The 14,202-nt window shown below is 70.3% G+C and carries 9 protein-coding genes, 1 tRNA gene and 1 other RNA gene; 5 read left to right on the top strand and 6 right to left on the bottom strand.

From position 1 onward, the window contains the following. Window positions 1-123: 123 nt before the first annotated feature. From SM116_RS14275 to SM116_RS14250, 6 genes are all read right to left on the bottom strand, one after another. On the bottom strand, window positions 124-1,002 hold the full coding sequence (locus SM116_RS14275) for an NmrA family NAD(P)-binding protein (RefSeq protein ID WP_320941634.1): 879 nt from the start codon (window positions 1,000-1,002) through the stop codon (window positions 124-126). 253 nt (window positions 1,003-1,255) lie between these two features. Next, window positions 1,256-1,705, bottom strand: coding sequence for a hypothetical protein (locus SM116_RS14270; RefSeq protein ID WP_320941633.1), 450 nt, complete (start codon window positions 1,703-1,705; stop codon window positions 1,256-1,258). Window positions 1,706-2,465: 760 nt separating this feature from the next. Further along, window positions 2,466-2,550, bottom strand: a tRNA-Ser gene (locus SM116_RS14265). A gap of 28 nt (window positions 2,551-2,578) precedes the next feature. Continuing rightward, the gene (locus SM116_RS14260) at window positions 2,579-4,951 is read right to left on the bottom strand and encodes a transglutaminase TgpA family protein (RefSeq protein ID WP_320941632.1); all 2,373 of its coding nucleotides are present in this window, start codon (window positions 4,949-4,951) and stop codon (window positions 2,579-2,581) included. Beyond that, complete coding sequence (locus tag SM116_RS14255; RefSeq protein ID WP_320941631.1) at window positions 4,938-6,173, bottom strand: DUF58 domain-containing protein; 1,236 nt, start codon at window positions 6,171-6,173, stop codon at window positions 4,938-4,940. Before SM116_RS14255 ends, SM116_RS14260 begins: the two co-directional genes overlap by 14 nt. 27 nt (window positions 6,174-6,200) lie before the next feature. After that, window positions 6,201-7,196 (bottom strand): AAA family ATPase, encoded by a 996-nt coding sequence (locus SM116_RS14250; RefSeq protein ID WP_320941630.1) that lies wholly within the window; start codon window positions 7,194-7,196, stop codon window positions 6,201-6,203. Window positions 7,197-7,283: 87 nt separating this feature from the next. Between SM116_RS14250 and ffs the strand changes: the two genes are divergently transcribed. The 5 genes from ffs (at window position 7,284) to SM116_RS14225 (ending at window position 14,168) form a co-directional block, all read left to right on the top strand. Further along, window positions 7,284-7,380, top strand: an RNA gene (ffs, locus tag SM116_RS14245) — signal recognition particle sRNA small type. A gap of 73 nt (window positions 7,381-7,453) precedes the next feature. Next, complete coding sequence (gene pta, locus SM116_RS14240) at window positions 7,454-9,586, top strand: phosphate acetyltransferase (protein WP_320941629.1); 2,133 nt, start codon at window positions 7,454-7,456, stop codon at window positions 9,584-9,586. Next, entirely contained in the window at window positions 9,583-10,803 is a 1,221-nt protein-coding gene (locus tag SM116_RS14235) for an acetate kinase (protein ID WP_320941628.1), read from the top strand. The genes pta and SM116_RS14235 overlap by 4 nt, the downstream gene beginning before the upstream one ends. Before the next feature lie 76 nt (window positions 10,804-10,879). Further along, the gene (locus tag SM116_RS14230) at window positions 10,880-11,611 is read left to right on the top strand and encodes an HAD family hydrolase (RefSeq protein ID WP_320941627.1); all 732 of its coding nucleotides are present in this window, start codon (window positions 10,880-10,882) and stop codon (window positions 11,609-11,611) included. Between the two features lie 43 nt (window positions 11,612-11,654). After that, entirely contained in the window at window positions 11,655-14,168 is a 2,514-nt protein-coding gene (locus tag SM116_RS14225) for a glycoside hydrolase family 65 protein (protein ID WP_320944187.1), read from the top strand. Window positions 14,169-14,202 lie beyond the last annotated feature (34 nt).

Below are 14,202 nucleotides of genomic sequence, written 5' to 3'. Positions count from 1 at the left end.
TAACCGGTATGACTGTGAGTGCGCGTAGCGGGACCGTCCGGCGGGCGTCGTCGAATGAGCCGCGGGGGTCCGATGAAGTCGGCCGTGTCCAGTCAACCGTCCCCTGCGAGACTCCCAATATCGTTAGCGCGACTCCAGAAACTGGGAGAGCGACAGGGGCTGTCGCCCGGTCACGCGCTGGACGTCGTCGGTCACTCCGGCGAGCTCGCCTGCTGCGATGGCCGCGTAGTTGGAGATCCAAGCGTCGTACTGCCACTGCTGCGCCTTCCAGTGCTTGCGTGACTCGTACGCTTCGGGGAGGGTCTCATTGTGGAATGAGATGGCGCGGCCGAGCCGGCTGGAGAGCACCTCTGCGACTTCCGCCATCGTCAATGCCTCCGGACCTGTCAGATCGTAGGTGACATCGGCGTGGGAGTCCGTGTCCTGGAGCACGCGCGCGGCGACGCGGGCGACATCGGCTCGCGCGACCATCGCGGCGCGGCCGTTGCCCGCAGGACCGCGGATGACGTCATCCTGACCGATCATTCCGTCCACGAAGTCGAGGTACAGGTTGTCGCGGAGGAACGTGAACGTCATCCCCGTCTCTCGGATTCTCTGTTCGGTCGCGTAATCGTCTCGAGCCATGATGAAGGTGGCATCCGGTGCCGCGCGGAAGAACGATGTGTAGACGATGTGTCCGACGCCTGCCGCTGCGGCGGCGTCGACGAACGTGACCTGCTCAGCCAGCCGGTTCTCGTTCTCGGCGGCTGAGACCATGAAGAGCACCGCTACGCCCTCGAGGGCCGAGCGCGCCGCATCGGCGTCGGCGTATGCGGCCTGCAGTACGGCGCTGCCCGGCAGTCGCGGTGCTCGGACCGGGTCGCGGGCAAGCATCCGGAAGGGGACTCCCGCGTCGGCCAGTGCCTCCGCAGTGAGCCGGCCAACCGTTCCGGTCACCCCTGTGACAGCGAGAGAGGGGAGGGAGGCGGCACCTCCGGAATGCGATTCTGCTGCGGTCGTCATGACGGTATCAAACCGTCGCTCACAGCGCCGCGGCAACCGTGATCGTCCCCGGACGGCGGCGCAGTCACGGGGCGAGTGTCGAAAGGCCTGCCCGCGCCCAGCGATTTCTGACGACAGGCGCCCGCCAATGGTGATTCTCATCGCGTTGACCCGGGATCGAGTGGCAATTCGCGTTCTCACCCGCTGATACTTCCAGGCCAGCGCCAGCCGTAAAGACGCAGTGAGGGACGGATTCTGCACGCTCCAGGACCGTCTAGGGGCGCTTGGCCCAGCTACCCCGCGCCACGAGCACGGTCGCGACAACGACCACCCCCGTCAGAGTGAGCCACAGCCACATCGACGTATCGATCCCGATGAGCGACCGCTGGATCGTCTCGCATGTCGAGATCGCGCTTACGGGCGCGTCCGTGCACCAGCCGCCCGTGATGATCGGAGCGAACAACACCGCGACCGCAACGAGTCCGGCCATGCCCAGCAACACGACGATCGCGACGCGCGAATGATCTGTTCGGCGCGCCATCACCACGAGTCCGGCGAACCCGCCGCACGCGGCGCCGACCACAGCTCCCGGAATGCCGAGCTCCAAAATGGCGAACCACACGGTCGGCGGGTACGCAATCAACCCCAGAACCAACCCGGTCACCGCGCCGACGACAACGCCGATCGCCAGCCCCCGCAGCAGGAACCGTCCGAGCACCACCATGTCACGAGTATCGTCCTGAGCCGTCGCGGCCGTCCAGCGCCCGCACCGCGACTGGAATCAGCGCGTGGCCGGCGATGTTGCCCGCAGCTATCGGTCGACGGATGTTCTTCGCCGAATCGCAGCTGACTCAGGGTGCGACCCATGTTGGCGGCCACAAGAATTATTCGTCAATCATTCAGTCAAATCGGGAGGCCTGAGTTTCGGGTGACACGAGGTACCGAAGCGAGATAAGGCCCCCGATCATACTTTCCTCGACGGGGTCGCCTTGGAGCTTTAGCCCAACCTTGCGCAGGGTGAGGTCGATCGCTAGCTCCAGGGTGCTTCGCGGCTCCGAGAGTGTTGACCGGTATGCATTTTCTGCGATCGGGTCTCTCTTTGCGAGGGACCGGAGTGTCCAGTCCCAGCTGACCTGATCGTCGAGGATCGCGACCTGAGCCACAACGAGGTCGTTTGCGGCTCGTGCTTCTTCGAGGGGCAATACTTCGATAGGGCAGACCATTTTCGTACCGTAGTCGTACGCTCGGACGCTGGGAACCGAGGCGGACTCACGCGCGGACACTGCCGACCTGTACGACACCGCCGAGCGGCGCACGTCGCCGGCCGGCGACATGGAGGCGAAGGGCCTCGACCCTCAGGTCGTGGCCACGCGGATGCGTGCCGACGTCAGTCAGGCCACACCCGCCACCGAAGCTGCAAAGGGTGGCGTTCGATGAGGGATGGCAAACGAGCGGGCTGGGCAGTTTTCCAGGCAGAACAGGAGCGGAGGATGGGGGATTCGAACCCCCGAGGGCTTGCACCCAACACGCTTTCCAAGCGTGCGCCATAGGCCACTAGGCGAATCCTCCTGGGAGCCCCGAAGGGCCGCCGACCATCCTACCTTGCGGCGGCGGCGCCCGACGAACCGGAGGCTCCGGCGTACACCGAACCGGGCCGGACGAAGAGCGAACGGGGGAGGAGCACCGCGCGCCACCGGGTGCGCGCAGGCACTGACGCGAGCAGCGCGGTGCGGACGGATGCCGCCGCATCCGGCATCGCGTCGCCCTGCCAGTACCCGCGCAGACCGCCGCGCCCGTACGAAGCGCGCTCGATCGCGGCGAGCAGCAGGCCGATCGAATCGAGCGGCACCGGATGCTCCGCCGACAATCGGCCCGCGAAGGACCGGGGAGACTCGGCCGCCGGGACGGAGAGCCCGACGTCGATCGCGGCCTCCTGCACGTAGGTCCAGGCGGCGGCCGCATTCTCCTCGCGGGCGGCGGCGAGCAGGCGCCGGCGCCGCAGGACGCCGATCACGCTCGGCACCCCGGCGGCCACGAGCAGGGCGAGGAACGCTCCGATCCACGGCGCCGGGTTGGCGGCGGCGGCCGCGGCAGCGGCGGCGGCGGAGTTGCCGTTCGTCACGTCCAGCTTGTTTCCGGCCTCGTTCCGGATCGGCGTGGGGGTGCGGGCGCTCGTGGTCGGCGCATTCCCGCTCGTCACCGGCGAGCCGGGCGCGGCGGCGGCGGCGAACGCCGTCGGCACGCCGAGACCCTTGGTCGGATCGAACGGCACCCAGCCGATGCCCTGGAAGAAGACCTCCGGCCACGCGTGCAGCTCGGAGCTCATGACGGTGTACAGATTGGGGTCGGCGCCCACCTGCGAGGAGGCGGTGCCCGGCAGGTATCCGACGACGACGCGCGAGTGCATGCCGAGCAGGCGCGCCATGAGCGCGAAGGCCGACGCGAAGTGGATGCAGTAGCCCTCCTTCTTCTGAAGGAACGCCTCGATGGACTTCACCCCGGAGTCGTCGAAGCCGCCGGCGCGCGGCGCGAGCAGCGAGTACGTGAAGTCGGGTCCCCGGAACCAGTTCTGCAGGTCGAGGAGGGCGTCATAGTCGGTCGCGGCACCGGACGTGACGTCATGCGCGAGCTTCGCGATATCCACCGGCACCGAGCGGGGCACGGACGCGGTGAGAGGCGAACCGGCCTGCGCGCCGTTCACGATCGTCGCCGAGGAGGCGCGGATCTGCTCCGACGTCGGCGACGGCACCTGCGTCGTGATCTCGTAGCTCTGCCCGGCCGACGTGTCCACCGACCCGACGATCGTGCGGTTGTCGCGCATGACCGCCCACTCGGCGCCCAGGTTGGCGACGGCGGTGACGGGGTAGGGCACCGGGAGCCACCGTGACGTGAGGTTGATGATGTCGACGCGTGTCGTCGTCTTCGTCAGGGCGATGCCGCGGTCGACGTCGACCTTCGGGAAGCTCGAGGACCGGATGACGGGCGACGCCGGGCCCGTGTCGGGCTGCCAGTCGGCGCCGGAGAAGTCGGAGAGGGTCGCCACCCGCAGATACGGGGCGGATACGCCTGACGTGTGCACCTGCAGCACCGCGGTGTCGATCGGGCGGCGGAGGTCGTTGCCCAGCCGCAGCGACGGATCGATCGAGACCGTGGCGCCCCCGTACCCGGCCCGTGCGGCCGGCTGCGGCAGCAGCGGCGTGATGATGAGGGCGACCACCAGCGCGATCGCCCCGATGCCCGCGGCCATCGCGGACGTGCTCGAGCGCGCCGGGGCAGGGGCGCCCCCGCGCGTGTCGGCGGGTGCCGCCGTGATGTACGGGACGCGCCTGGGGATGCCGGCATCCACCTGTTCTCGGCGCAGCTGGGTGTCGGTGCGGATGAGGAACAGGATGCAGATCGCCAGCAGCACGAATGCCGCCGGATCGAAGTCGCCCGGCACGGCGATCGAGGGTGCGAGCGAGAGCGCGATGAAGCCCACGGAGGCCAGCAGCGGCATCCGTGCAGTCAGCACGACGTGGTCGAAGACGATCGCGAGCAGTCCCGTGAGGGCGGCGATGACGACGGACAGGCCCACGCGGGGTTCGAGCGGCGCGCTCCCGTACTGGACGTCGTCCAGCGCCGACTGCACCGCGGCCATCGCGGCATCGACCGTGCTGCGGGTCGGGATGATGAGCAGGATCGCCGTCCCTGAGAAGAACAGCGCGGTGACCGCCGCGATCCAGACGACCGCCTCGGCCACCGTCACGCCCACGGCCGGAACGCGCAGCCCGCGCATCACGACACCGGTCGCGAAGACGAGAGCCGCAACGACGAGCGCGGCGAGCACCCACCACGACAGCGTGATGACCCGGGCGAGCGGGACCATCGCGGCGAAGAGCGCAGCGAGCGTCCCGCCCGCGAGGACGAGGTCACCGGGGCGGGGGCGCCACTGGGAGAGGCTGCGGATGCGGCTCTGCTCAGGCGTGGACACGGCCGACCCTTCGATACGCGGCGACCCAGGACTCGACCAGATCGTCGCCCGGCGGCAGCGGTACGATGCGCCAGCCGGCGGCTGCTGCATCCTCGATCCCGTCCGCGTCCAGTCCGACGCCGACCAGCAGCGCGGGACTCCCGATCGGGGCGGGCATCGTCGTGCGTCCCGTCGGCCCGGTGATGAGGACGGTCGGTCCGCTTCCCGTGATCATCGCCGTGGCCGCGTCGAGCGGCGAACGCCGGGCGTCCTCGACGCGTGCCGTGAGGGTCGCGAAGTGCGTCGCGAGACTCTCGACCTCGTCGCCGTCGCCGCCGGCGATCGGATCCCACAGCTCGGTGCCGTCGGCATCCCGGATCGCCACGTGATAGCCGTCGCGCACGAGCCGTGCGACGACGGAGACGGCAGCGGTGACCGCGAGCTCGAACGCGGGATCCGCACCCGGCCGGCGCTGAGCGCCGGCGCCCCACGCGGCGGCGGCGCGCTCGAGGAGGACGGTCGCCTGCGGCGTCGACTCCTGCTCCTCCTGCCGCACCATCAGCGTGTCCCGGTGCGCGGTGGCTCGCCAGTGGATGCGGCGCATCGAGTCGCCCGAGACGTACGGGCGCGCGACGAGGTTGTCGGCGCCCTGACCGAGTTGCGTCGTCGTCGTGAGCGTGGTGCCCCCGGACTCACCCGCGGGATCCCACAGCGGCGGCAGCTCGACGATGGCGGGAGCGACGACGACCTTCGTCGCCGTGCCGACGGTCGTCGCGCGGCGGGCCAGCCCGAACGGGTCGCTCGTGGTGACGGAGAGCGGCCCGAGCGGATGTGCCCCCCGCTCGGTGGCCGTCACGGCGTATGCGAACTCGACCCTGCGGTCGCCGCCGGACAGGCCCGAGCCGATCGCGGGCAGGCCACCGTGAGCGACGCCGGCGATGCCGCGCGGCAGGGCGTCGCGCCACGTCCCCGCCGCGGTCGGCAGCGGGGAGCGCACATCCATGTGCACCAGGACCCGCATCTCACCGCCCACCGACGGGATGTCCGGCGTCAAGGTGCGCGTGACGCTCTCGCTGTGCCGCACGAGGTAGAGAGTCGCGAAGCCGGCGACATCGACCGCGATGAGCAGGACGCCGAAGTAGACGAGCTCGATGAGCCCGAGCTGGGCCGCGGTGATGAAGCAGATGACGGCGAGCAGCAGCGCCCCGGTTCCCCGGGCCGTCAGTGGCCACGCCTTCCGCATTCCGAACCCCCAGAGTCCCCTGTCGCGTCAGCGGCGCGACGCGATCGGCACCCGCACGGATGCCGCGATCTGCTCGAGCGTCTCGGCGATGCCGTCGCTCGACCGCGAGCGCGACGCCCCAGTCCCACGCGCCGCGATGAGCCGGTGCGCGAACACCGGGATGAGAAGAGCCGTGATGTCATCCGGGATGACGAAGCCCCGGCCGTCGAGCGCAGCCCGCACCTTCGCGGCCCGCACGAGCTGCAGCGTCGCGCGGGGGCTCGCGCCGAGCCGCAGGTCGGGGTGGATGCGCGTGGCCTGCGCGAGCGCCACCGCGTACTCCTCGATGGCGGGTGAGACGTGCACCGCGCGCACCCAGGCGATGAGGTCGAGCACGCGTGCCGACGTCACCACGGGCCGGATCTCGTCGAGCGGGTTGATCGTGTCGCGCTGCCGCAGCATGAGGGCCTCGGCCGCCGCATCCGGGTACCCCATCGAGATGCGCATCATGAACCGGTCGCGCTGCGCCTCGGGGAGGGCGTACGTGCCCTCCATCTCGAGGGGGTTCTGGGTCGCGACGACGAGGAAGGGCTCCGCGAGGAGGTGCGAGCGTCCGTCGACCGTGACCTGACCCTCCTCCATGGCCTCCAGCAGCGCGGACTGCGTCTTGGGGGAGGAGCGGTTGATCTCGTCCGCGATCACGATGTTCGCGAAGACCGCGCCCGGCTTGAACTCGAACTCGTGCTCGACCGGGTTGTAGACGCTCACACCCGTCACGTCGCCGGGCAGCAGGTCGGGCGTGAACTGGATGCGGCGGACCGTCGCATCCACCGACGCCGCCAGCGCCCGCGCGAGCATCGTCTTCCCGACGCCCGGAACGTCTTCGATCAGCAGGTGACCCTCGGCCAGCAGCGCCGTGAGGGCGAAGCGCACCGCCTCGGGCTTCCCGTCGATCACCCGCCCGACCACGTCCAGGATCGCGGTGGTCGCCTGCGCGAACAAGGCGTCGGTGATCGGTTCGGTGCCTTTCAGGGTGCCTGGCATGAGCCCTCCCGTGGGCGAGCGTCGGCGCTCGATGAATCGATCGTAGCCCGCTCGTCGTCGACTGGTCTCGGCTCACGGTAGACTGTCGGAAGCTCTCCGCGAGGCGGCATCCAGGCCAACTCCCCCAGGACGGAAACGTAGCAAGGGTAACCGGGCTCTGCCGGGTTCGCGGAGAGTCTTACTTTTCCCGGGGTCCCGCTGCCTTTCCCCGGCCGTCTCCGGTGGGGGCGGTCGCGCCACGCGCGTAGGCTGGCGCCGTGGCGCAGAGCATCTACATCACCTCCGCGGAAGGCCACTCCGGGAAGTCGACGATCGCGCTCGGCGTGCTCGACGTCCTGCGCCGGACGACCCCGCGCGTGGGCATCTTCCGCACGATCGCCCGTTCGACGCGCGAGCGCGACTACGTCCTCGAGATGCTGCTCGATCACGACGGCGTCGATCTGCCCTACGAGGCGTGCATCGGCACGACCTACGACGAGGTGCGCGCGGATCCGGAATCCGCGCTCGCCGCGATCGTCGAGCGCTTCAAGACCGTGGAGGCGCAGTGCGACGCGGTCGTCGTGCTCGGCAGCGACTACACGGATGTGGGCAGCCCGGCCGAGCTCGCGTACAACGCGCGGATCGCGGTGAACCTCGGCGTCCCGGTTCTGCTCGTGCTCGGCGGCCGCGCCCAGAACGGCGAGGTGCCCGAGCAGCTGGGCACCACCATCCCGCGCACGCCCTCGGAGGTCGCGCAGCTCGCGGCGAGCGCCCTCACCGAGCTCGCGCACGAGCGGGCGCACCTGCTCGGCCTCGTCGTGAACCGCGCCGACCCCGAGCGGCTCGAGGAGATCGTGGCATCCGTCAGCGCCGTGGCGGCCACCGGATCGGCCGCCGCGTCGGACCGACCCGTCTGGGCGCTCCCCGAGGACCGCCTGCTCGTGGCGCCCTCGGTGCGCGATGTCATGCGCGCGGTCGACGGGCGGCTCGTCAGCGGCGACCCGGAGCTGCTCGCCCGCGAAGTCCTCACGGTCGTCATCGCGGGGATGTCGATGGTCAACGTCCTGCCGCGGCTTCAGGACAGCGCGGTCGTCATCATCGCCGCCGACCGCACCGAGGTGCTCCTCGCCACCCTGCTCGCGAACTCCTCGGGCACCTTCCCGTCGCTTGCGGCCATCGTGCTGAACGGGCCGTTCGCCCTGCCCGACGAGATCCAGCGGCTCATCGACGGACTCGACTCGCCGCTGCCGATCCTCCGGGCGGACCTCGGCACCTACGACACCGCGACGCGGGTCATGCGCGCTCGTGGCCGGCTCGCCGCCGAGTCGCAGCAGCGCTACGAGAAGGCGCTGCGGATGTTCGACGAGCACGTCGACACCGCGGAGCTCGTCCGGCTGCTGGGCCTCGCGCAGGCGGACGTCGTCACGCCGCTCATGTTCGAGTACGGGCTCATGGAGCGGGCGCGCGCCGACCGCCGGCACATCGTGCTGCCCGAGGGCGAGGACGACCGCATCCTGCGCGCCGCTGCGACCGTGCTCGCTCGGGGCATCGCCGATCTCACGATCCTCGGCGAGGAGATCGAGGTGCGCCATCGCGCGATCGAGCTCGGCATCGACATCCGGGCGGCGAGCATCGTCAGCCCCTTCGACCCCGTGCTCGTCGACCGCTTCGCCACGGAGTACGCGCGCCTGCGCGCCCACAAGGGGATGACGCATGCCCGCGCGGCGGACACCGTGACCGACGGCTCGTACTTCGGCACCCTCATGGTGCACATGGGCCTCGCGGACGGCATGGTGTCGGGCGCCGTGCACACGACGGCGCACACCATCCGTCCGGCCTTCGAGATCGTGAAGACGAAGCCGGGGGTCTCGGTGGTCTCCTCGGTCTTCCTCATGGCGCTCGCCGACCGTGTGCTGGTCTACGGCGACTGCGCCGTCATCCCCGACCCGACGAGCATCCAGCTCGCCGACATCGCCATCTCGTCCGCAGCGACGGCGCGGCAGTTCGGGATCGAGCCGCGCGTCGCGATGCTCTCGTACTCGACGGGCGAGTCGGGCTCGGGCGCCGACGTCGACAAGGTGCGCGAGGCGACGGAGCTCGTGCGCGCGCGGGAGCCCGACCTGCCTGTGGAGGGCCCGATCCAGTACGACGCCGCGGCGGATGCGGCGGTGGCGAAGGCGAAGCTCCCCGGGTCCGCCGTCGCCGGACGTGCCACGGTGTTCATCTTCCCCGACCTCAACACGGGCAACAACACGTACAAGGCGGTGCAGCGGTCGGCGGGTGCCGTGGCGATCGGCCCGGTGTTGCAGGGCCTCGCGAAGCCCATCAACGACCTGTCCCGGGGCGCCCTCGTGGAGGACATCGTCAACACCATCGCCATCACCGCCATCCAGGCACAAGGAGGGTCATGACGCCCGTCCTCGTCATCAACAGCGGCTCGTCGTCGCTCAAGTACCAGCTGCTGGACATGGACACCGAGGCCGTTCTGGCGACCGGGCTCATCGAGCGCATCGGCCACGAGCACGGGATGCGGGCGCACACCGTGCGCGGCGCGGCGGAGGGCGCCGCGTTCCTCGACGCGACGTATCGCGACGAGCTGCCGGTTCCCGACCACGACGCCGCGTTCGCCGCGATGCTCGACGCCTTCGCGAGGAACGGGCCGGCGCTCGACCCGACGGCCGTGGGTCACCGTGTCGTCCACGGCGGCGCGCGGTTCTTCGCTCCGACGCTCATCACACCGCTGGTCGAGATCAACATCGACGAGCTGTCGGTGCTCGCGCCGCTGCACAACCCGGCCAACCTCGCCGGCATCGTGGCGGCCCGCGCCGCGTTCCCCGACATCCCGCACGTGGCCGTGTTCGACACGGCCTTCCACCAGACGCTCGCCCCCGCCGCCTACACCTATGCGATCGACGCGCACATCGCCGAGAAGCACCGCATCCGCCGGTACGGGTTCCACGGCACGAGCCACAAGTACGTGAGCGAGATCGCCGCCGAATTCCTCGGGCGTCCGCTGGAGAGCCTGCGGCAGATCGTGTTCCACCTCGGCAACGGCGCATCCGTCACCGCCATCGACGGCGGGCGCTCGGTGGACACCTCGATGGGCTTCACACCGCTCGAGGGGCTCGTGATGGGCACCCGCTCGGGCGACCTCGACCCCGCGCTGCTGTTCCAGCTGGCCCGGCGCGACGGCATGACCATCGACGACCTCGACGCGCTCCTGAACACCCGCAGCGGCCTCAAGGGCATCGCGGGCGTCTCGGACATGCGCGACGTCCTCGCCGGCGTCGAGCGGGGGGATGCCGCATCCGTCCTCGCCTTCGACGTCTACGTGCATCGCCTGCGCGCGTACGCGGGCGCCTACATCGCGCAGCTCGGGGGAGTGGATGTCATCTCGTTCACAGCCGGCGTCGGCGAGAACGCGGCGCCGGTGCGGGCGGCCGCGCTGGAGACGCTCGGCTTCGCGGGAGTCGAGCTGGACGCGCAGCGCAACATCGGTCGCGAGCGCGGCACGCGCGTGATCTCGACGGATGCCTCGGCCGTCACGGTCCTCGTGGTGCCGACGAACGAGGAGCTCGAGATCGCCCACCAGACGCTGGAGGTCGCCGGCCGCGCGGGCGCGCACTGACACGTCACGCGGACCCGGACTAGCCTGGGTGCGGACGTATCGCGGGCTGCCCGCATCCCACCTTCCAGGAGGCTTCGTGACGAGCATCGACCTTCCCGATCTGACCGCCACCCGAGCTGTGCTGTTCGATCTGGACGGCGTGCTCACGCCGACGGCCGAGGTGCACATGCGCGCCTGGCGCGCCCTGTTCGAGGCGCTGTTCGACGAGTGGGACATCACGCCCCCCTACACGAGCGCCGACTACTACACGCACCTCGACGGGCGCACGCGCTACGAGGGCGTCGCGGCCGTCCTGCGCTCGCGCGACGTCGAGCTGCACTGGGGCGATCCGTCGGACTCGCCGGATGCCAAGACCGTGTGCGGCGTCGGCAACCGCAAGAACGCGGAGTTCGCCGCCATCCTCCGCAACGAGGGCATCGCGCCCTTCCCCGGTTCGCTGCGCCTGCTCGACGCGCTCGCGGCCGCCGGAGTGCCGGTCGCGGTGGTGTCCAGCTCCAAGAACGCCGAGGAGGTGCTGCAGGCCGCCGGCATCCGCGACCGCTTCCCGGTGGTCGTCGACGGCGTCGTGGCGGCGCGCGAGCACCTGGCGTCGAAGCCGGCGCCCGACATCTTCCTCCTCGCCGCGCGAGAGCTCGGCGTGGAGCCGGCCGACAGCGCCGCCGTCGAGGACGCCATCAGCGGCGTGCAGTCCGCCGCCGCGGGCGGCTTCGGCATCGTCGTCGGCGTCGACCGCGGCGTCGGCGCGGAAGCCCTGACGGCCGCGGGCGCCACCGTGGTCGTCTCCGATCTGGACGCATTCACCACGTGAGCGGTGCTGACCGCACACCCCGTACCGATACCTGGAAGGCATGATGATCGATCGCGACCGCTTCCCCGTCGACGAGTGGCGCCTGGTGGAGACCGCGTTCTCGCTGGACGACGCCGGTGTCACCGAGACGCTCTTCGCCGTCGGCAACGGATATCTCGGCCTGCGCGGGAACCACCCCGAGGGCCGGTTCGCGCACGAGCACGGCACGTTCGTCAACGGCTTCCACGAGACCTTCGCGATCCAGCACGCGGAGAACGCCTACGGCCTCGCCGAGGTCGGGCAGACGATCGTGGATGCGCCGGACGCCAAGGTCATGCGCGTGTACGTCGACGACGAGCCGCTGTCTCTCGACGTCGACGAGCTGCTCGAGTACGAGCGCGTGCTCGATCTGCGCGACGGCGTCATGCGCCGCCACCTTCTCTGGCGCACACCGTCCGGCAAGGACGTGCTCGTCGACTACCAGCGCCTCGTGTCGTTCGACGAGCGCCACCTCGCGGTGATGCAGCTCGACGTCACGGTGCTGAACGCCGATGCGCCCGTCACGATCACCTGCCAGCTCGTCAACCGCCAGGACGGCGAGGACGTGTACGGCGGCGCCGCTCCGGCCAACACGGGTGCGGCGACCTTCGACCCGCGCAAGGCCGAGCGCCTGCGCGAGCGGGTGCTCCAGCCGCAGGAGTTCTGGCAGGACGGGCTGCGTTCCGTGCTCAGCTACCGCGTGACGCGGTCGGGGATGACGATCGCCGTCGTCGCGGACCACATCATCGAGACCGACAACGCCTACACCGCGCGGCAGCAGATCGAGCCGGACATGGCCAAGAACGTCTTCCGGGTCCAGGCGAGGGCCGGCGTGCCGGTGCGCGTCCGCAAGCTCGTCGCGTATCACACGTCACGCGGCGTGCCGGCGCGCGAGCTCGTCGACCGCGGTCGCCGCGTCCTGGATCGGGCGGCCACGGAGCACGTGTCGCGGCTGTTCGAACGGCAGCGCGCCTGGCTCGACGCCTTCTGGGCCCGATCGGACGTGCGGATCGGCGGCCGCCCGGATGTGCAGCAGGCGACGCGCTGGTGCCTCTACCAGCTCGCGCAGGCCGCGGCTCGCGCCGACTCCATGGGCGTGCCGGCCAAGGGCGTGACGGGGTCGGGGTACAGCGGCCACTACTTCTGGGACACCGAGATCTACGTGGTGCCCTTCCTCTCGTACACGACGCCGCTGTGGGCGCGGAATGCGCTGCGCATGCGCTACCTCATGCTGCCCGCCGCCCGGCGCAGGGCCGCGATGCTCAACGAGGCCGGCGCGCTGTTCCCGTGGCGCTCCATCAGCGGTGAGGAGGCGTCCGCCTACTACGCGGCCGGCACGGCGCAGTACCACATCAACGCGGACGTGGCCTTCGCGCTCGCGAAGTACGTCCGCGCGAGCGGCGACGAGGCCTTCGTCGAGGCCGAGGGCGTCGACATCCTCGTCGAGACCGCCCGGCTCTGGGCGACGCTCGGGTTCTGGCGCGAGGTTCACGGTGTCGGCACCTTCCACATCCACGGCGTGACAGGTCCCGACGAGTACACGACCGTCGTGAACGACAACATGTTCACGAACGTCATGGCCCGGTTCAACCTGCGCTACGCCGCCCGCACGGTGCGAGAGCTCGCCGACAAGGACGGGGAGATGTACCGGCGGCTCGTCGCACGTCTGCACCTCGACCCCGCCGAGCCGGACGCGTGGGAGATGGCCGCCGAGGCGATGCACATCCCGTACAGCGACGCCCTCGGCATCCATCCCCAGGACGAGGTCTTCCTCGAGCGCGAGGTCTGGGACCTGGAGAACACGCCGGCCGACAAGCGCCCGCTGCTCCTGCACTTCCACCCGCTGGTGATCTACCGGTACCAGGTGCTCAAGCAGGCCGACGTCGTGCTCGCGCTGTTCCTGCAGGGCAACCACTTCACGCGCGAGCAGAAGCGCGCCGACTTCGACTACTACGACCCGCTGACGACCGGCGACTCGACGCTGTCGGCGGTCGTGCAGTCGATCCTCGCGGCCGAGGTGGGGTACCAGGACCTCGCGCTCGAGTACTTCTACCAGGCGCTGTTCGTCGACCTCGCGGATCTGCACCACAACGCGTCGGACGGCGTGCACGTCGCCTCGGCCGGCGGCGTCTGGTCCGCCCTGGTCAGCGGATTCGGCGGGATGCGCGACCACTTCGGTCAGCTCTCGTTCGATCCGCGCCTGCCGTTCCAGTGGGACCACCTCGAGTTCGCCATGCAGTGGCACGGCACGCCGTTGCACGTCCGCGTCGAGCGCGACGCACTGCACGTGCGGGCGGATGCGGGCGACCCTGTGACGTTCGAGGTGCGCGGCGTCATGCACACCGTCGAGGGTGGCGGGCAGCTCGTGATCCCGCTGCAGGGGCAGGGGCCGGTCATCGTGGGGCGACCGTCGCACGACCGCTTCTCGACGGCGCGGCGCGAGGACGGAACCCTGCTGTCGGCGTCGGTTCCCACCGTCACGTCCGCCATCCCGATCATCGACGACGTGGGGTTCATCGATACCGCAGCGGACGACTGAAGAGGCTCGATCCGGCTGTCCGAGCCACGCCGTA

Origin of the sequence: Microbacterium rhizosphaerae (genome assembly GCF_034120055.1) — a bacterium.
GTDB classification, from domain to species: Bacteria; Actinomycetota; Actinomycetes; order Actinomycetales; family Microbacteriaceae; genus Microbacterium; species Microbacterium rhizosphaerae.
The sequence above is the reverse complement of the archived record's forward strand: the minus strand, read 5'-3'. Positions and strand labels throughout refer to the sequence as shown.

Coding starts and splice junctions, on each gene's coding strand:
- SM116_RS14275 (WP_320941634.1), bottom strand. CDS start 1,002: ATGACGACCGCAGCAGAATCGCATTCCGGAGGTGCCGCCTCCCTCCCC.
- SM116_RS14270 (WP_320941633.1), bottom strand. CDS start 1,705: ATGGTGGTGCTCGGACGGTTCCTGCTGCGGGGGCTGGCGATCGGCGTT.
- SM116_RS14255 (WP_320941631.1), bottom strand. CDS start 6,173: ATGCGGAAGGCGTGGCCACTGACGGCCCGGGGAACCGGGGCGCTGCTG.
- SM116_RS14250 (WP_320941630.1), bottom strand. CDS start 7,196: ATGCCAGGCACCCTGAAAGGCACCGAACCGATCACCGACGCCTTGTTC.
- SM116_RS14235 (WP_320941628.1), top strand. CDS start 9,583: ATGACGCCCGTCCTCGTCATCAACAGCGGCTCGTCGTCGCTCAAGTAC.
- SM116_RS14225 (WP_320944187.1), top strand. CDS start 11,655: ATGATCGATCGCGACCGCTTCCCCGTCGACGAGTGGCGCCTGGTGGAG.